Origin of the sequence: Pseudomonas zhanjiangensis (assembly GCF_041027545.1) — a bacterium.
In the GTDB taxonomy this organism is placed as follows: domain Bacteria; phylum Pseudomonadota; class Gammaproteobacteria; order Pseudomonadales; family Pseudomonadaceae; genus Aquipseudomonas; species Aquipseudomonas zhanjiangensis.
On record NZ_JBFTEG010000018.1, the window covers coordinates 39,895 to 59,246 of the forward strand.

At 67.5% G+C, this 19,352-nt stretch carries 11 protein-coding genes; all 11 read right to left on the bottom strand.

The window, feature by feature from the left end; translation table 11 throughout:
• Positions 1-10: 10 nt before the first annotated feature.
• The 11 genes from AB5S05_RS18330 to AB5S05_RS18380 all read right to left on the bottom strand — a co-directional run bounded on the left by AB5S05_RS18330 (position 11) and on the right by AB5S05_RS18380 (position 19,220).
• Positions 11-2,209 carry a hybrid sensor histidine kinase/response regulator gene (locus AB5S05_RS18330; protein WP_369288965.1) on the bottom strand — a complete coding sequence of 733 codons (2,199 nt, stop codon included), beginning with the start codon at positions 2,207-2,209 and terminating at the stop codon, positions 11-13.
• Between the two features lie 7 nt (positions 2,210-2,216).
• On the bottom strand, positions 2,217-3,977 hold the full coding sequence (locus tag AB5S05_RS18335) for a methyl-accepting chemotaxis protein (RefSeq protein WP_369288966.1): 1,761 nt from the start codon (positions 3,975-3,977) through the stop codon (positions 2,217-2,219).
• Between the two features lie 57 nt (positions 3,978-4,034).
• Positions 4,035-5,936 (bottom strand): methyl-accepting chemotaxis protein, encoded by a 1,902-nt coding sequence (locus AB5S05_RS18340; RefSeq protein ID WP_369288967.1) that lies wholly within the window; start codon positions 5,934-5,936, stop codon positions 4,035-4,037.
• 22 nt (positions 5,937-5,958) lie between these two features.
• Entirely contained in the window at positions 5,959-7,614 is a 1,656-nt protein-coding gene (locus AB5S05_RS18345; RefSeq protein ID WP_369288968.1) for a methyl-accepting chemotaxis protein, read from the bottom strand.
• Positions 7,615-7,631: 17 nt separating this feature from the next.
• Positions 7,632-8,240 (bottom strand): chemotaxis protein CheW, encoded by a 609-nt coding sequence (locus AB5S05_RS18350; RefSeq protein ID WP_369288969.1) that lies wholly within the window; start codon positions 8,238-8,240, stop codon positions 7,632-7,634.
• Entirely contained in the window at positions 8,225-9,796 is a 1,572-nt protein-coding gene (locus AB5S05_RS18355) for a CheR family methyltransferase (RefSeq protein ID WP_369288970.1), read from the bottom strand. The genes AB5S05_RS18350 and AB5S05_RS18355 overlap by 16 nt, the downstream gene beginning before the upstream one ends.
• Positions 9,780-10,259, bottom strand: a complete 480-nt coding sequence (locus AB5S05_RS18360; protein WP_369288971.1) for a chemotaxis protein CheW — start codon at positions 10,257-10,259, stop codon at positions 9,780-9,782. Before AB5S05_RS18360 ends, AB5S05_RS18355 begins: the two co-directional genes overlap by 17 nt.
• A gap of 105 nt (positions 10,260-10,364) precedes the next feature.
• Positions 10,365-11,798 carry an efflux transporter outer membrane subunit gene (locus tag AB5S05_RS18365; RefSeq protein WP_369288972.1) on the bottom strand — a complete coding sequence of 478 codons (1,434 nt, stop codon included), beginning with the start codon at positions 11,796-11,798 and terminating at the stop codon, positions 10,365-10,367.
• A gap of 8 nt (positions 11,799-11,806) precedes the next feature.
• Positions 11,807-14,914, bottom strand: a complete 3,108-nt coding sequence (locus AB5S05_RS18370; RefSeq protein ID WP_369288973.1) for an efflux RND transporter permease subunit — start codon at positions 14,912-14,914, stop codon at positions 11,807-11,809.
• A complete protein-coding gene (locus AB5S05_RS18375; protein WP_369288974.1) occupies positions 14,911-18,009 on the bottom strand; it encodes an MdtB/MuxB family multidrug efflux RND transporter permease subunit in 3,099 nt (1,032 codons plus the stop codon). The genes AB5S05_RS18370 and AB5S05_RS18375 overlap by 4 nt, the downstream gene beginning before the upstream one ends.
• The gene (locus AB5S05_RS18380) at positions 18,006-19,220 is read right to left on the bottom strand and encodes an MdtA/MuxA family multidrug efflux RND transporter periplasmic adaptor subunit (protein WP_369288975.1); all 1,215 of its coding nucleotides are present in this window, start codon (positions 19,218-19,220) and stop codon (positions 18,006-18,008) included. The genes AB5S05_RS18375 and AB5S05_RS18380 overlap by 4 nt, the downstream gene beginning before the upstream one ends.
• Between the last annotated feature and the right edge of the window lie 132 nt (positions 19,221-19,352).

Sequence of the window (19,352 nt, forward strand, 5' to 3'; positions counted from 1 at the left end):
CCCAGCCCCCTCAGATCAATCGACGAATCGCGTCCAGCAGGCTGTCCTGCTCGAAACCGCTCTTGACCAGGTAGGCGTTGGCACCGGCCTCCAGGCCGCGGGCGCGGTCCTCGGCCGAGTGCAACGCGGTGACCAGCACCACCGGGAGCTGCGACAGCTCATGGTCGCCGCGAATCCGACTGGTCAGGATGAAACCATCCATTCGTGGCATTTCGACGTCCGACACCAACAGATCGAATGCCCCCTGCCTGAGCGTGTTCCAGGCCTCCAGGCCATCGTTGGCGGTGGTCACCAGGTAACCGGCACCTTCGAGAATGGCCTTGAGCAAGCCGCGGGAGGTGAAGGAGTCTTCGGCGATCAGTATCCGCTGCGGCCCGTTGCCCTGGCGTTGAACCTGGTTGCTGGCGAGACTGCCGGAACCGACGGCCAGGGCACTGCGATAGAGATCGCCCGGATGCAGGATAGGCACCAGTTGGCCGTCGCCGAGCAGGGTCGCGCCGAGCAGATTGCGCACACGCACAAGCTGGCGCCCGAGGCTCTTGACGGTGATTTCCTGATCCCCCAGCAATTCGTCCACCTGCAACGCGAATCGCTCGCCCTGCACCTTGAGCAGCAGCAGCGTCAGCTCCTTTTCGGCGGGCTGCTGACTACCCAGACCGAGCACGTCGGCCAGCGCCCAGACCGCCAGCACCCGGCCATCGAATGCCAGCGTGGGCCGGTTCTCCAGGTTCCTGACCGCCTCGACCGGCAGCCGCAGGCAGCGCTCCACGGCCAACGCCGGCACGGCGAAGATGCGTTCGGCGTTGCGCACTATCACCGCGCGGAAGGTAGACAGGCTCATGGGCAAGTGCAGGCGGAAACAGGTGCCCTGGCCCGCTTGCGAATCCACTTCGATGCGTCCGCCGAGGCGCTCGACCGTCTCCTGGACGATGGCCATGCCCAGGCCGCGGCCCGACAGGTCGGTGATCAACGAACTGGTGGACAACCCGGAGCGAAAAATCAGCCGCTGGCGATCCGCGTCGCTCATCGACAACCACTGCTCCTGGCTGATCAGGCCCGTGCTCAAGGCCTTGGCTCTGAGCGCTTCCAGGGCGATACCGGCGCCATCGTCGCGCACCAGCAGCTCGAAGCGGTCGGCCGCTCTCTGCAACAACTCGACATGCAGCTGTCCAACCGCCGGCTTGCCGCCTGCTTGGCGCCGATCGGGGGTTTCCAGGCCATGGTCGATGGCATTGCGCAACAGATGAGTGAGCACGCTGCGCAGCTCGTCGAGGATGCGTTTGTCCACCTGCAGGTCGCTGAACTCCAGGTGCAGTTCGACACGCTTGCCGGCCGCAACGGCGAGGTCCTGCACCATGGCCGGCAAGCCCTCCATCAGGCTGCCGGCGGCCAGCAGCAGAACGCCCTGCAATTCGCCGGTATAGCTATCGCACAGCTGTGTCAGGCCCTGGGACAGGTGGCGCCCCGCCTTCTCCAGATGAGTCGCCTGGAAATGCAGACGGTCCAGTTGTGCCTCGCTCCACTGCTGGTACTCGAGCAGATTCTTGAGCGCATCGCGCGCGACGAGCGGCAGTGTTTCCAGCAGGTCGTGCAACAGTCGCAGGCTGCCGCCGCCGAGCAGGCGCTTGCCGCGCTGGGGGTCAATGGCGGCGGTGTGTTCGCGCAGGCGCCGGGCATAGGCCTGTGCTTCGAGCTTGTGCTGCAACAGGTTTTCGCTGTGAAACAACAGGCTGTCGAGACGCCGCGCAGACACCCGCAATGTGTCGGATTCGGCTGCCGGAGCCGGGCGCAGCGTCGACGGCGTCGGTGGCTGCACCTGCTCGCCCCGCGCGGCACTCTCCAGCAGCTCGCACCACTGCTCGGCCACCCCCTCCTCCGGCGCCTGGCCGGCATGCAGCTGCTGAACCGCGTGCAAGGCGCCGCGGCACAGTTCCACCCGCTCGGGGGTCAACGCCAGGCGCTCGCCGCGCACCGCCCCCAGCAGGCTTTCCCAGGCGTGACAGAGCCGCTCGATCGGCTTCAGGCCGACGGCGCGGGCGGCGCCCTTGAGGCTGTGCACCTCGCGGAACAGCGACTCTATGGCGTCGGCGCTGGCCTGGCTCTCGCGCCAGCTGGCCAGGGCATCGGCAAGCACCCCCAGGCGTTCGCCGGCCTCGATACGGAAACTCTCCAGCAGACGCTGCTGCAAGGCACTACGGTCGAGGCTCATGTCGGCCTCACAGCTTGAACTGGGCCACTAGGCCCTGCAGTTTCACCCCCAGTTCATGCAGACTGCGCGTGGCCTGGTCCATCTGCCGCGTGCCGCTGACGTTGCTCTGGCTGGCCTCGCGAATGCTGCTCATGGCGCTGGCCACCTGGTCCATGCCGACCATTTGCTGCTGGCTGGTGGCGGCGATCTGCAGCGCCATCTCGCTGGACTCGGCGATGCTGCCGTCCAGTGCGCGGATCGCCTCGCCGCTGCTCTGCGCCCGCGCATAGCCGTTTTCCACGGCCTTGCTGCCCTGCTCGGCCAGCAACACCGCCTTGGTCATGGCCTTCTGGATCTCGCCGAGGATGCCGCGTACCTGTGCGGTAGCCTGCTTCGACTGCTCGGCCAGGTGCTTGACCTCCTGGGCCACCACCGAGAAGCCCTTGCCGGTATCCCCAGCCTTCATCGCCTCGATCGAGGCATTGACCCCCAACAGGTTGGATTGCTCGGCCAGATCGCTGACCGAAGCCACGATCTCGCCGATGGCCTGACTTTGCTCGCCCAGGCGCATGATGCTTTCGGCCACCGCCTGCATCTGCTCGCGAATCTGCTCCATGCCCTTGAGCGCCTCCTCGACCGACTGGCGTCCGCCCTGGGCCACCTGGCGAGTCCTAGTGGTACTCTCGGCCACGGCCTGAGCCTTGCCACTGGCCAGTACCGCGGTCTGTTTGACCTCGTCCACGGTGGTGACGATCTCGCTGATCGCCGTGGCCGTTTCCTGGGTGTTGGTGGCCACCTGGCTGGTGGCCGCCAAGACCTCCTCGCTGGACGAGGCGAGTACCGCGATGCCCTCGTTGAGCTCGCCCACCAGGTGACGCAGGTTGCCGAGCATGGTGGCGAAGGCATTGCCCAGCACATCCTGCTCGGATACCGGCTGGCTGTCCTGGCTCAGGTGGCCCTGCGCCAGGTACTCGGCCTTGGCAGCCAGGGCCAGCAGATAGCGGCTCATCTGTGCGAAGGCCTGAGACAATCGCCCGACCTCGTCTCGGCGACTTTCATCGCGCAGTTCTCTGGGTATCTCTCCGCGGCTGATCCGCTCGGCCATGAGGGTCAGGTGCGCCAGGGGCTGGGCGATATGCCGACTCAGCTGCCAGGCCATGAGAATGCCGAACAACAGCACTACGGCCCCTATCGACAGCTGCTCCAGGCGCTGGCGCTCCACCGACTGCGCCGCCTGGGTCAGGCCCGCGCGTACATTGCTCTCGGTCAGCTCGGCCAGACGCCGCCCCAGCGCGTCGATGCGCTCCATGCGCTCGCGCTGAACCCCCAGCGCCAGGTCCCTGGCCTGTTCCAGCTGGCCATCCCGAATCAGCGGTATGAGTTGTTGGTCGCGGGTCTGGACGAAGGCGTTACGGACGCTGATGAGTTGATCGAGCAGCAGGCGAATTTGGTTGTCATCTCCCAGGCCATCGAACAGGTCTTCGAACAGACGATCGTTGGCTTGCGACAAGGCCTCGATCGCGCGCTCGTGCTGGCGCAGTGCGTCATCTTGCCGCCCGTTGGCCATCGCCTGCAGCAATTCGGCGCGCTGGCTGATGACGTTGATACGCAGTTCCTTGACCCTGGCCACCCGCTCGAAACTGCTCTGGAACAGCTGGGCCTCGGTCTGCTGCAGGGTGGTGAAATGCTGCAGCGAACTGAACAACAGTGCACCGAAACCGACTATGAGTAGGGCAAAAGCCATCACCAGCTTGCTGCCGATACGTAGATTGGCGATATTTCCCAGCATTCTCGTTTCTCCTTAGTTCCCGGCATTACCGCGTGTACCGATGCTCTGCGACCCAGCTCAGAGCTTGAATCGACCCGCCAGCCCCTTGAGCTTCATGCCCAGCTCATGCAAGTTGCGCGTGGCCTGATCCATCTGTCGCGTGCCGCTGACGTTGCTCTGGCTGGCTTCACGAATGCTGCTCATGGCGTTGGCGACTTGATCCATGCCGACCATTTGCTGCTGGCTGGTGGCCGCGATCTGCAGCGCCATCTCGCTGGACTCGACGATGCTGCTGTCGAGGGCGCGGATCGCCTCACCGCTGGACCGCGCCCGTGCGTAGCCGGCCTCCACCGCCTTGCTGCCCTGCTCGGCCAGCAGCACCGCCTTGGTCATGGCCTTCTGGATTTCGCCGAGAATTCCCCGCACCTGGTTGGTGGCCTGCTTCGACTGCTCGGCCAGGGCCTTGACCTCTTGGGCCACCACCGAGAAGCCCTTACCGGTCTCACCGGCGCGCATCGCCTCGATCGAGGCGTTGACCCCGAGCAGGTTGGACTGCTCGGCCAGGTCGCTGACCGAAGCCACGATCTCGCCGATGGTCTGGCTCTGCTCGCCCAGGCGCATGATGCTCTCGGCCACCGCCTGCATCTGCTCGCGAATCTGCTCCATGCCCATGAGCGCCTCATCCACCGCCTGGCGACCGCCTTGGGCAACCTCACGGGTATGTGCGGTGCTGTCGGCCACCGAGCGCGCCTTGCCACTGGCCAGCACCGCGGTCTGCTTGACCTCATCCACAGTGGTGACGATCTCGCTGATGGCCGTCGCGGTTTCCTGAGTGTTGGTGGCCACCTGACTGGTAGCCGCCAGCACTTCCTCGCTGGAGGTGGCCAGTACGGCGATGCCTTCATGGAGCTCCCGAATGACTTGCTTGAGACTCATCAGCATGCGTTTGAAAGCCTGCCCCAACTGGTCTCGTTCGGAAGATACGGCGATCTGCACCGTCAAGTCGCCGGCGGCTATGCACTCCGCACTCTCAGCCAGCCGCTGCAGGTTATTGCGCATGGTGGCAAACGCGCAGCCCAGTACATCCCGCCCTGATACCGGCTGATCGTCCCGTCCCAACTGACCTTGGGCAAGCAACTCAGCCTTGCCGGCGAGGTTTAGCAAGTACTGGCTCATCTGGGCGAAGGCCTGGGCCAACCGCCCGACCTCGTCACGGCGTCCCCCGCTATTCAGCTCTCCAGGGATTTCTCCACGACTTATCTGCTCGGCAACCTCGGTCAGGTGCGCCAACGGCTGAGCGATGTGCCGGCTAAGTTGCCAGGCCAGGATGATGCCGAACACCAGTACGGCCAGCCCGATCAGCGAAAGTTCCATACGCTGATATGCTCCTTGCTCTCTGGCTCGCACCACGGCCTGATCCATGGCCCGCTCGGTCAGTTCGGTCAATCGCTGTCCAATTTCGTTGATCTGCACCATTCTCTCGAGCTGCACGCCGAGCGCCAGCGCTTCCGCTTGCCGCAACTGACCGTTGCGGATGAATGGGAGCAACTGCTGGTCGCGAGTCTGCACGAATGCGCTGAGCACGCTGAACAGCTGATCGAGCAGGCCACGAATCTGACTATCCGCCGCTATGTCGGCGCGAAGTTCGTCAAACAGGCGGTCGCTAGCCCTTGCCAGCTGCGAGATCGTCTTCTCCCGAGCGTTCAGGCCCTCGCCCTGTATATCGGCCATGGCTTGCAACAACTCGGCACGCTGGGCGGTGATGTTTATGCGCAACTCCTTGACCTTGGATATTCGCTGGAAATTTCGCTGAAATAGCTTGACCTCGGCCTCTTGCAGTTCAGCAAAATGTGCCAACGAGGTGATTAGGAGGGCGCCAAACCCCAGAATAAGGGCAGCGAAAACGATGACCAGTTTGCTACCAATTCGCAGATTGGCGACTCTCTCCAGCATGCTCGCTCCTCCTTTCAGCCGGGCCACACCTGCGCCCCCGCACTCCGTGCTAATCATGGTTGCCATCGCTCTGTAGAGTGAACTTACCCGCCAAACCCTTGAGCTTCATGCCCAGCTGATGCAGGTTGCGCGCCGCCAGATCGACCTGCTGGGTACCGCCTACGTTGTCCTGGCTGGCCTGGCGGATGCTGGCCATGGCCGTGACGATCTGGTCCATGCCGACCATCTGCTGCTGGCTGGTGGCGGCGATCTGCAGGGCCACCTCGCTGGACGCCTCGATGTTGCTGCTCAGGGTGCGAATGGCCTCGCCGCTGGACTGTGCCCGTTCGTAACCGGTCTCCACCGTCTTGCTGCCCTGCTCGGCCAGCAGCACCGCCTTGGTCATGGCCTTCTGGATCTCACCGAGGATGCCGCGCACCTGGGCAGTGGCCTGCTTCGACTGCTCGGCCAGGGCCTTGACCTCCTGGGCCACCACCGAGAAGCCCTTGCCGGCCTCGCCCGCCTTCATCGCCTCGATCGAGGCGTTGACCCCGAGCAGATTGGACTGCTCGGCCAGGTCACTGACCGTGGCCACTATCTCGCCGATGGTCTGGCTCTGCTCGCCCAGGCGCATGATGCTCTCGGCCACCGCCTGCATCTGCTCGCGGATCTGCTCCATGCCCCTGAGGGCTTCCTCCACCGCCTCGCGCCCGCTCAACGCCACCTGGCGGGTGCGCTCGGTACTCTCGGCCACCGTCTGCGACTTGCTGCCGGCCAGCACTGCGGTCTGCTTGACTTCCTCGACCGTGGTGACGATTTCGCTGATGGCCGTGGCGGTTTCCTGGGTGCTGGTGGCCACCTGGCTGGTGGCGGCGAGAATTTCCTCGCTGGAGGAGGCCAATACGCTGATGCCTTCGTTCATTTCCCGCACCAGTTCGTGCAGGTACTGGCTCATGTCGACGAACGCCTGGGACAGGCGCCCCACCTCGTCCCGGCGCTCACTGGCGGCCACTTCCTTGGGGATTTCACCGCGACCGATGCGCTCGGCCAAGGCGGTCAGGTGCGCGAGCGGCTGGGCGATATGTCTGCTCAGCAGCCAGGCTAGCAAGGCACTGGCACCGACCAGCAGCAGGCTCAGGCGCCATACCTGATCGCGTTGCATCTGCAGCGCCTGGCGGGAGTGCGCCAGGGCAGCGGCGACGCGACTATCGGTGAGTCTGGACAACTCCAGACCCAGCTCATGAATCCGGTTCATGCGCTCCAGTTGCACGCCCGCACTCAACTGGCGAGCCTGCTCGAAGGCGCCCGCACGGATCAGGTTCAGCTGCTGCTCGCGGGTCTGCGCCAAGACGGCGCGCACCGCCAGCATGTCCTCCAGGGTACTGGCGAACTCCTCGTCCTCGCCGGCCGCCTCCTGCAGGCGCGTGACCAAACGATCGTTCTCCGAGGTACGTCGACGGATGGCGTCCTCTATGCTCGCCAGCTCGGCCTGTGCCTCCTGGTTGATGACCTGCATCAGGTCGGTACGCTGAGCCGCGATATTCAGACGCAGCTCCTTGACCTCCGAGACTCGCTGATAGTGTCGGCGGAACTGCTGTTCCTCGACATCCTGCAGGCTGGCGAAGCGCTCCAGGCTGCTGAACAGCAAGGCGCCGAAGCCGACAATCAGCACCACGAAGGCGGCGATCAGCTTGCTGCCGATACCCAGGTTGAGAAACCTGCCCATCCCGATCTCCTTGATTGTTAATCCTCGGCCATCACCCGCAACTGGGGATCGGCCAACAGGCGTGCGCCATCGAGCACCGTACATTGCTCGGCCGTCACCCCCAGCAGGTAGGCGGCGCGCACACCGGTCAGATTGGCCAGTTCGGTCTGCAACTCTGTCCGGCGCAGACGCGAAGTTCCCTGAACCCGGTCGACCAGCAGGCCGAATTCCATCTGCGCATCGCGCAGTATCGCCATGAAGTTCTTGTCGGCCAGGCCGCTCAGGGGCAGTTCGAACAGCACCCGCAGATCCAGCAGGGAGACGATGTGCCCGCGCACATTGACGATGCCCAATACATAGGGCGGCGTTCCCGGCAGCGGCGTGTACTGCGCCAGCGGCAGTACCTCGGCGACGTGCTCGCTCTCGATGGCGTAATGCTCGCCGCCGAGGCTGAAGCTCAGCACTTCGAGCCAGTCTTCGTCCTGTTCCTGCGCCAGGGGCGCGGCCCATTGCCGGCTGCGTGCCTGCAGGCGCCGGTCTCGTTCCTCGGGGTCGAGGGCGAACCCCTCGGCCAGACGCCGTTCGAACTGGGCCAGACGTTGATGAATCTGTTCCCAGCGCTGTTGATCCTTCAGGGACTCGGACATGGGCAGCCTCCCTCCTGCAGTTGCTGACACAGACGCAGCAGCTGGCCGCAACTCAGCCCGTCGCCCAGCGGCAGCGGCGCTTGCGCGTCCTCGGCCTCAAGCAGCTCGCGGCAGACCCGCAGGGCCTTGTCGCTGGCCTCGGCGCGGCCCAAGGCGCGCAACAGGCGGGCGCGCAGGAAGTGGCCAAGGATAAACGCGGGATCCAGGTACAGCGCCTTTTGCACTGCCAGCAGGGCCGCCGTGACTTCATCCTGCTGCTGAGCCAGTAACGCCTGCAGCCAATACGCCGCCGGTGCACTGGAATCCAGGGCCAGGGCACGCTGCAGCCAGTCGCCGGCCTGTACAAGCTCGCGCTGGTCTGCGCAAAGCCGTGCCAGCGCCAGATAGGCCTGGTGTTGCTGCAGCTGACTGAGCCCTGGTTCGCGTAGATAGCTGAGCAGCGCCTCACGCGCCTGCACCGGGCGGCCAGCGGCCTGGGCCTGACCGGCAAGCTGCCAATCGCGCTCGGCCTGGCCCTCACGGGGCGCTTGCAGCCTGTGCACCTGAGCGCTCTCGGCGGCGGGGCGGATGGCCGCAGGCGGACTTGGCAGCGGCGCCAGTGGCGGTGGGCAAGAGCCCGCCGGCTGACCAACCGCGGGCAACGTCGGCAATGCCGGAGCGAAGCCGGCCGGCAAGGCCGGCGGTCCCTCGCCAACCGCTTGGCGAGCGCCGGCCCGCAATGCGTAGTTGCTACCTGCCCAGTGCCCGTTCAAGCCCGCCTGGGTGGCCAGGCCCGCCTCCACCGCGCTCAGCAGCAGCAGCCCCTCGCCGCTCAGGCTGGCCAGCAGACGCCGCAGCGCGGCCAGGGCCCGGGCCGGCGAGAAGTACATCAGCACATTGCGGCACAGGATCAGGTCGGCGTCGGCCAGGGCCGGCGCCAGCCGCGCATCGGCCAGGTTGTATGGCAGGAAACGGATACGCCCGCGCCAGGCCGGACGCACCCGCCACTGCCGGCCCTCGGCCTGAAAATAGCGGTTGCGAAACCCTTCGTCGCTGCTGCGAAAGGCGTTGCGGCCATAGACGGCCTGCTCGGCGCGGGCGAGAAAGCCGGTGTTGATGTCGCTCGCGACCAGCTCCAGCGACCACTGCTCGCGCTCCTCGCCGAGCAGCTCGTCAAGCAGGAACAGCAGGCCATAGGCCTCCTCGCCGGTGCAGCAGCCGGCGCTCCACAGGCGCAGGTGGTGCCGTCCGGCGGCACGCCGACGCGCCAGCAGCGGTTGCAGGTGCGCCACGCGCAGCCAATCGAATGCCTCGAGGTCGCGGCGGAAATAGGTCTCGCCGACGGTGAAGGCCGGGACCAGCTGCTGCACCCGGGAGGCGTCCCAGTCGGAGAAGGCCAGCTCCTGCAGCCAGCGCGGTACATCCGCCACCTGCTGATCGAACGCCAACTGCTGCAGGCGGCGCAACAGGTCGGCGCTGCGCGGGCCGGTAAAATCCATGCCCAGGTGCTGCAATACCTTGTGGCTCAGGGCCGCCAGCAGGCGCGGCGAGCAATCGGCCTCAACTCGCGCCATCATCGCCAGCCTCCCGGGCCGCCAGCAGCGCCTCCAGCCGATCCTCGTCGGCCTGACTGAGCAGTTGCTCGACATCCTGAATCAGCAGCAGCCCCTCGCCGCTGCGCACTGCACCACGCAACAGGCCGGAGGGCACCCGCGGGTCAGGTGCCGGGGTGAAGTCGGCGACCCCGCAGCTGCTGGCCGCTTCCACCCGCTCCACCGGCAGGAGCAGTTCCCGGGTGCTGCTGGTCAGCCAGATGAAGGGTTGCCACAAGGCTAGCGGCGGCGCGTTCCAGCCGAAACGACGGGCCAGGTCCACCACCGGCAGCAGTTGACCGCGCAGGTTGACCAGGCCGCAAATCGTCTCTGGCGCCCCCGGTAAAGGGGTGCAGTGCAGCGCCGGAAGTACCCGCACCACCTGGGCGAGGGCGACCGCGAGAGGCTGACCGGCGAGCCAGAATGGCAATACCGGGTATCTGTCCATAGACCAGTCCTTGTACCGTGCTCTAGTACTCAGTTAGTACCCTAGCTCAGACTTGGACGCCGTCCAGTGGCCAGACGACAAAGGCGCAGCGGCCGGAATAGACGGCTAGCGCGGCTCCGGTCCGACCGTTGGCGGGAGACCCGGCCAGCCGCCGCCCAGGGCGGCGATCAGCTGCACGCTGGCGCTCAGGCGGCTGCCGAGCAGGGTCAGGCGTGTGCGCTCGTTGCTCAGGGTGGTGGCCTGCACGCCGACCACGCTGTTGAAGTCCACCGTGCCGGCGCGGTACTGGTTCTCGATCAGGCGCAGCGACTCGCGCGCCGCCTCCAGCGCCTGCTGCTGCACGCCCGCCTCCTGCTCCAGCACGCGCAGCTGCACCAGCTGGTCCTCGACCTCGCGGAAACTGTCGAGCACGGCCTGGCGGTACTGCGCCACCGTCCGCTCGTAGGCCGCTTCGCTGCGCGCCAGCTCGGCGCGGCGCGCGCCGCCGTCGAACAGGCTCAGGGCCAGGTCCGGGCCGAGCGACCAGAAACGATTGGGCAGGCTGACCCAGTGGGCGAAGCTGCTGCCGCGGTAGCCACCGCTGGCCGACAGGCTCAGGTCCGGGTACCAGGCGGCCTCGGCCACGCCGATCTCGGCGTTGGCGGCGATCACCCGGCGTTCCGCAGCGGCCACGTCGGGGCGGCGTTCCAGCAGCTGCGAGGGCACGGCCAGCGGGACACTGGGCAGCGCCGGCAACTGCTCGACGGCGGTGATGCTCAGCTCGCTGGGCGGCACGCCGGCCAGCACGGCGATCGCATGCTCCAGCTGCGCGCGCTGCCACTCGAGGTCGATGGCCTCGGCCTCGGTGCCGCGCAGCTGGGTCAGTGCCTGGGTGACATCCGACCTTGGCACTATGCCGGCGCGGTACTGGTTCTCGGTCAGGCGCAGCGCACGGGCATAGGCCGATACCGTGGCGTCAAGCAGGCGCCGCTGCTCGTCGAGCACGCGCAGCTGCAGGTAGTTCTGCACCAGCTCGGCCTGCAGGCTGAGGCGCAGCGCGGCGAAGTCGGCGGCGCTGGCCTCGAAGCCGGCCTGGCTCGATTCCAGCGAGCGGCGCAACATGCCCCAGACATCCAGCTCCCAGGCGGCATTCAGGCCCAGCTCGTAGCCGTTGGCGACGCCGCCGGCGTTGTCGCTCGAGCTGCTGCCGGCGCCCTGCCCGCCCCGGCTTGCCGCAGCGCTGGCCGCCAGGGTCGGCGCGAAGGCGGCCCGGGCGCCGCGCACCAGGGCTCGGGCCTGGCGGTACTGGGCGGCGCTGGCGGCGAGGTTCTGGTTGTCCAGGTTCAGGCGGGCGACCAGCGCGTTGAGTTCGGCATCGCCATACAGCTCCCACCAGGCGCCGCGCGCCAGGGCATCGGCGGGCGCGGCCTGGGTCCAGCCCGCGACCGGCTTGAACTGCGCCGGCGTGTTCAGGTCCGGGCGCCGGTAGTCCGGACCCAGGTTACAGCCGGCCAACAGCAGGCTCAGGGCGATCAGGCCCAGGGAACGTCGGGTGGGCATCACAGGCTTCATAGCGGGGTTTCCAGGGCGGCATCGCTGCGCACGCCGCGCCAGCGGTTGACCCGGTGGCGCAGGCGGTCGAGGTAGAGGTAGACCACCGGGGTGGTGTAGAGGGTCAGCAGCTGGCTGAGGATCAGCCCGCCGACGATGGTGATGCCCAGCGGCTGGCGCATCTCGGCGCCCTCGGCGCTGCTCAGCATCAGCGGCAAGGCGCCCAGCAGCGCCGCCAGGGTGGTCATCATGATCGGCCGGAAGCGCAGCAGGCAGGCGCGGCGAATCGATTCCTGCGGGCTGAGGCGCTCGCCGCGTTCGAGCTGCAGGGCCAGGTCGATCATCAGGATGGCGTTCTTCTTGACGATGCCGATCAGCAGGAACAGCCCGAGCAGTGAGATCAGGCTGAACTCGGTATGCAGCAGCTGCAGGGCGAGCAAGGCGCCGACCCCGGCCGAGGGCAGTGTGGAGAGGATGGTCAGCGGGTGGATATAGCTCTCGTAGAGCACCCCGAGGACGATATACACCACCACCAGGGCCAGCAGGATCATCCACGGCTGGTTCTGCTGGGTCTGCTGGAAGGCGCCGCCGGTGCCGCCCAGCACGCCCTGCACCTCGCTGGGCAGATTGAGCCGCGCCACCGCCCGCTCGATCGCCTGGGTCGCCTGCTCCAGGCTGACCCCTTCGGCCACGGCGAAGCCGATGTTCTCGGCGGCGAACTGGCCCTGGTGGTTGACCCTATCCTCCTCGATGCTGCGCTCCCAGTGGGCGAAGCTCGACAGCGGCACGCGCTCGCCGGCGGCGGTGATCAGCTGGATCTGGCCCAGCGCCTCGGGGTGCTGGGCGTACTGCGGGTTGATCTCCAGCACCACGCTGTACTGGTTGAGGCTGGAGTAGATGGTCGACACCTGGCGCTGGCTGAAGGCGTTGTTGAGCACGCCGGTGACCATGGCCATGTCGACGCCCAGGCGTTGGGCCTGGGCGCGGTCGACCTGCAGGCGGATCTGCTGGGCACCCTCGGTTTCCTGGGCGTCGATATCGGTCAGCTCGGGCAGCGCGCGCAGGACCTCGCGCACCCTGGGCAGCCACTGGCGCAGCAGGTCGAGATCGGCCGACAGCAGCATGAACTCGTTCTCCGAGCTGCGCCCCTCGCGCCCGCCGATCTGCAGGTCCTGGTCGGGCATCAGGAACAGCCGCCCGCCCGCCACCTTGGGCAGGGTCTTGCGCAGGCGCAGGATCACCTCCTGGGCCGACAGCTGGCGCTCGGCCACCGGCTTGAGTCGCACCAGCACGAAGGCATTGTTGATCCCGCCGATGCCGCCGATGAAGCCGGCCACGCTGTCCACCGCAGGGTCCGCCAGCAGTGCGCGGCGGAAGGTTTCCATCTTCGGCTGCATGACCTGGAACGACAGGCCGTCGTCGCCGCGCACGAAGCCGATCAGCTGGCCGGTGTCCTGCTGCGGCATGAAGGTCTTGGGCACGCTGACGAACAGAAAGAGGTTCAGGGCGATGGTCGCCAGCAGGCTGAGCAGCATCAGCAACGAGTGGTTCAAGGCCCAGTCCAGGCTGCGCTGGTAGGCGCCCAGCACCCGCGCCTGCAGCCGCGCACCCAGGGCTTGCCAGCGGCCCGGCTGCTGCTCGGCCCGGGCGCCGCGCAGCCAGCGGGCGCAGAGCATCGGCGTCAGGGTCAGCGAGACCAGCAGGGAGATGACGATGGCCACCGCCAGGGTGATGGAGAACTCGCGGAACAGCCGCTCGACGATGCCGCCCATGAACAGGATGGAGACGAACACCGCGACCAGCGACAGGTTCATCGCCAGCAGGGTGAAGCCCACCTCGCGGGCGCCCTTGAAGGCCGCGACCATGGGCGTCTCGCCGGCCTCGATGTGCCGCGAGATGTTCTCCAGCACCACGATGGCGTCGTCCACCACCAGGCCGGTGGCGATGATCAGCGCCATCAGCGACAGGTTGTTGAGGGAAAAGCCCAGCAGGTACATGGCGGCGAAGGTACCGACCAGCGACACCGGCACCGCCAGCGCCGGGATCAGCGCCGCCCGCCAGCGGCCGAGGAAGGCGAACACCACCAGGATCACCAGGGCCACGGCGATCAGCAGGGTGCGTTCGGCCTCGTGCAGGGTGGCACGGATCACCGGCGAGCGGTCCATCGCCACCTGCAGGTCGACGCTGGCCGGGATCACCGCGCGCAGCGCCGGCAGCTGCTCGCGGATGCCGGCGATGGTCTCGATGATATTGGCCCCGCTCTGCCGGTTGATCACCAGCAGCACGGCCTGCTGGTCGTTGAAGAAGCCGCTGTTGTAGCGATCCTCCACGCTGTCCGTGACCGTCGCCACGTCGCCCAGGCGCACCGCCGCGCCGTCCTGGTAGCGGATGATCATGGGCAGGTAGTCGGCGGCCTGCTCCAGCTGGTCGCTGGCCTGCAGCTGCCAGTGGCGCTGGGCGTCCTCCACCGCGCCCTTGGGCCGCTGCACGTTGGCCGCGACTATGGCCTGGCGCACCTCGTCCAGGGCGATGCCGTACTGGTCGAGCAGGCGCGGCTCCAGCGCCACGCGCACCGCCGGCAGCGAGCTGCCGCCGATCGACACCTCGCCGACCCCGCCGACCTGCGCCAGCTTCTGCGCCAGGATGGTCGAGGCGACGTCGTACAGCTGGCCTTTGCCCAGCACCTCGCTGGTCAGCGACAGCACCATGATCGGCGCCTGCGACGGGTTCATCTTGCGGTAGCTCGGCATGCTGCGCATGCCGCTGGGCAGCAGTTCGCGCGCCGCGTTGATCGCCGCCTGCACCTCCCGCGCCGCGGCGTTGATGTCTCGGTCCAGGTCGAACTGGATCATGATCCGCGTGCTGCCCTGGCTGCTGCGGCTGTTCATCTGGCTGATCCCGGCGATGGTGCCGAGCGAGCGTTCCAGCGGCGTGGCCACGCTGGAGGCCATGATCTGCGGGCTGGCGCCGGGCAGGCTGGCCTGCACGGTGATGGTCGGAAAGTCCATCGCCGGCAGCGGCGCCACCGCCAGCAGGCCGAAGCTGACGCCGCCGACCAGGAGGATGGCCAGGCTCAACAGCAGGGTCGCCACCGGCCGGCGGATGAAGGGCGCGGACAGGTTCATCGCTCGACGACCAGGCCCGCCGCGCTGCGCCCGCTCAGGCGCCGCGCCAGGCGATCGAAGTACAGGTAGATCACCGGCGTGGTGAACAGGGTCAGCAGCTGGCTGAGCAGCAGCCCGCCGACCATCACCAGACCCAGCGGCTGGCGCAGCTCGGCGCCGGAACCGCTGGCCAGCATCAGCGGCACGGCGCCGAACAGCGCGGCCAGGGTGGTCATCAGGATCGGGCGGAAACGCAACAGCGCAGCGCGGTAAATTGCCTCTTCCGGGTCCATGCCCTGCTGGCGTTCGGCCTCCAGGGCGAAGTCGATCATCATGATCGCGTTCTTCTTGACGATGCCGATCAGCAGGATGATGCCGATGATGGCGATCAGGCCCAGGTCGTTGCCGGTCAGCAGCAGCGCAAGCAAGGCGCCGACGCCGGCCGACGGCAGGGTCGAGAGGATGGTGATCGGGTGGATGTAGCTCTCGTAGAGCACGCCGAGGACGATGTACATGGTGACGATGGCCGCCAGGATCAGCAGCAATGTGCTCGACAGCGAGGCGCGGAACGCCTGGGCCGCGCCCTGGAAGCGGGTCTGGATGCCGGCCGGCAGGCCGATCTCGTGCTGCACCCGCTCGATCGCCGCCACCGCCTCGCCGAGCGAGACGTCCGGGGCCAGGTTGAACGACAGCGTGGCCGCAGGGAATTGGCCGATGTGGTTGACCAGCAGGCTGGCCGCGCGCTCCTTGACCCGTGCCAGCGACGACAGCGGGATCTGGCTGCCGTCGGCGCCGGCCACGTGGATCTGGCGCAGCGCCGCCGGGCCAATGCTGCCGGCGTTCTGGCTCTGCAGCACCACCCGGTACTGGCTGGCCTGGGTGTAGAGGGTGCTGATCTGGCGCTGGCCGAAGGCGTCGTAGAGCGCGTCGTCGATGTCGGCGATGCTCACCCCGAGGCGCGCGGCGGCGTCGCGGTCGATCGCCAGGTAGACCTGCAGGCCGCGGTTCTGCAGATCGCTGGCGACGTCGCTGAGCACCGGCTCGCGGGCCAGGGCATCGACCAGCCTGGGCACCCACTGTTCGAGCAGGGCCAGGTCCGGGGACTCCAGGCTGAACTGGAACTGGGTGCGGCTGACCCGGTCCTCGATGGTCAGGTCCTGCACCGGCTGCAAATACAGCTCGATGCCAGGCAGGCGCGCCAGGTGCGGGCGCAAGCGCTCGATCACCTGGCTGGCGCTCAGGTCCCGTTCGGCATGGGGCTTGAGGTTGATCAGCAGGCGGCCGCTGTTGAGGGTCGGGTTGTCGCCGTCCACGCCGATGTAGGACGACAGGCTGGCCACCGCCGGGTCCTGCAGGATGACCTCGGCCAGGCGCTGCTGGCGTTCGCTCATGGCGCGGAAGGAGATCGCCTGCGGCGCCTCGGAGATGCCCTGGATCACGCCGGTGTCCTGCACCGGGAAGAAGCCCTTGGGCACGGCCAGGTACAGCACCACGGTCAGGCCCAGGGTGGCGATGGCCACCAGCAGGGTCAGGCCCTGGCGTGCCAGCACCCACTTCAGGCAGGTCCCATAGCGCGCGATCAGGCCGTCGATGAAGGCGCCGCTGGCCCGGTAGAAACGCCCTTCGCCCTCGCCCTGCTCGGCCTTGAGCAGGCGCGCGCACATCATCGGCGTCAGGCTCAGGGAAATCAGCAGCGAGATCAGGATGGCCACCGCCAGGGTGATGGCGAATTCGCGGAACAGCCGGCCGACCACGTCGGCCATGAACAGCAGCGGGATCAGCACGGCGATCAGCGACAGGGTCAGCGAGATCAGGGTGAAGCCGATCTGCCTGGCGCCCTTGAGCGCGGCGTTGAGTGGCGTCTCGCCCTGCTCGAGGTGGCGGGCGATGTTCTCCAGCATGACGATGGCATCGTCCACCACGAAGCCGGTGGCGATAGTCAGGGCCATCAGGGTCAGGTTGTTGAGGGTGAAGCCGGCCAGGTACATGACAGCGAAGGTGCCGATCAGCGACAGCGGCACCACGATCGAGGGGATCAGGGTGGCCGAGAGCTTGCGCAGGAACAGGAAGGTCACCAGCACCACCAGGGCGATGGCCAGCAGCAGCTCGTGCTGCACGTCCTTCACCGCGGCGCGGATGGTCTGGGTGCGGTCGGTCAGCAGGCGCACCTCGATGCTGGCCGGCAGGCCCTCGGTGAGGCTCGGCAGCAGGGCCTGGATGCGCTCGACCACCTCGATCACGTTGGCGCCCGGCTGGCGCTGGACGTTGACCAGCACCGTCTCGCTGCGGTCGGCCCAGGCCGCCAGGCGCAGGTTCTCGGCGCCATCATTGATCTCGGCGACATTACCCAGGCGCAGGGCCGCGCCGTCCTGGTAGCTGAGGATCAGCTCGCGGTATTCCTGCGGCGACGTCAACTGGTCGTTGGCGTCGAGCTGCGAGACCCGGGTCGGGCCGTCGAAGTTGCCCTTGGGCTGGTTGACGTTGCTCGCGGTGATTAGCCTGCGCACGTCGCTCAGGTTGAGGCCGTAGGCGGCCAGGGCCTCGGGATTGACCCGGATGCGGATCGCCGGGCGCTGGCCGCCGGCCAGGGTGACCAGGCCGACGCCGGTGGTCTGCGCCAGCTTCTGCGCCAGGCGGGTGTCGACTAGGTCGTAGACCTGCGGCAGCGGCAGGCTGGCGGAGCTGACCGCCAGGGTCAGCACCGGGGTGTCCGCCGGGTTGACCTTGTTGTACACCGGCGGCGCCGGCAGGTCGCCGGGCAGCAGGTTGCTTGCGCCATTGATCGCCGCCTGCACCTCCTGCTCGGCGACGTCCAGCTCCACCTCCAGGTTGAAACGCAGGGTGATCACCGAGGCGCCACCGGAACTGGTCGAGGACATCTGCTGCAGGCCGGCCATCTGGCCGAACTGGCGCTCCAGCGGCGCGGTCACCGCGCTGGTCATCACCTCCGGGCTGGCGCCGGGGTACAGGGTCAGCACGCGGATGGTCGGGTAATCCACCTCCGGCAGCGCCGCCACCGGCAGCAGGCGGTAGGCGATCAGGCCGCTGAGGAAGATCGCCAGCATGATCAGGGTGGTGGCGACCGGCCGCAGGATGAACAGGCGCGAGGCGTTCATGCGTCCTCGCGCCCCATAGGCACGGCCTGCACGGTGGCCGGCGCCTCAGCGTCACCGAGCACCTCGACCAGGCTGCCGTCGCGCAGCCGGTCGGTGCCTTCGAGCACCAGGCGCTCGCCGGGCTCGACGCCGCGCTCGACCAGGGTCGACTCGCCGTCGCTGGGCCCGACCACGATCGGCCGGACCTGCACCTTGCTGTCGCCATCGACCACATAGACGAAGGTGCCGCGCGCGCCGAACTGCACCGCCGCGGCGGGAATCAGATTGACCTGCTCGCGCACCTGCACGCGCAGGCGCACGTTGACGAACTGGTTGGGAAACAGCAGCTCCTCGGCATTGTCGAAGCGCGCCTTGAGCTTGACCGTGCCGGTGGCGGTGTCGATCAGGTTGTCCAGGCTGGCCAGCTGGCCTTCGGCCAGCTTGATCCTGTCGCTGCGGTCCCAGGCCTCGACCCGCAGCGGTTGGCCGCCGCGATACTGCTGCAGGACGGCGGGCAGCTCGGCCTCGGGCAGAGTGAACAGCAGCGAGATCGGCTGGGTCTGGGTGATCACCACCAGCGGCAGGCTGTCGCTGGCGCTGACCAGGTTGCCAACATCCACCTGGCGCAGACCCAGGCGTCCGCCGATGGGCGCGCGGACCTGGGTGAAATCCAGGTTCAGGCGCGCCTCGGCGACCGCCGCCTGGTTGCTCTTGAGCGTGCCGCGGTACTGGTTGACCAGCGCCTGCTGGGTATCCAGGGTCTGCTTGGCGATGGAGTCCTCGGCATACAGGCCCTGGTAGCGGGCCAGGTCGATCTCGGCGTTGCGCAGCTGCGCCTGGTTCTCCTGCTGCACGCCCAGGGCCTGCTGCAGCGCCACCTCGTAGGGGCGCGGGTCGATCTGCGCCAGCAGCTCGCCGGCCTCGACCCGCTGGCCATCGGCGAACAGCAGCTTGACCAGCTCGCCGTCGACCCGCGGGCGCACGTTGACCCTGTTGTAGGCGGTCACCGTGCCCAGGGCCTTGAACTCCACCGGGAAGTCGCCGCGGCTGACGCTGGCCACGCGCACCGGCACCGGCCCACCGTCGCGCCAGCGCCCGCCGCCCTGCGGCTCCGGCGCGCTGGGCCAGAACCACCAGAGCAGGACGATGATGCCGGCGAGCAGGCCGAGGCCGATCTGCCACTGACGGCGGACGGCTTGCGGCGAATGGGCTGTTGTGGGAGTCTCGGACATGGTGCGCATCGCTGGCTGGGGAAGCCTGAACGATAAGCAGTGGCGGCTACTAAGCAAAGCCTCTTTACCGCCTATTTACCTTGCCCTTACCCGGCTAAACCCCTGAGCCGCCAACAAAAACCAGCAGCGGCC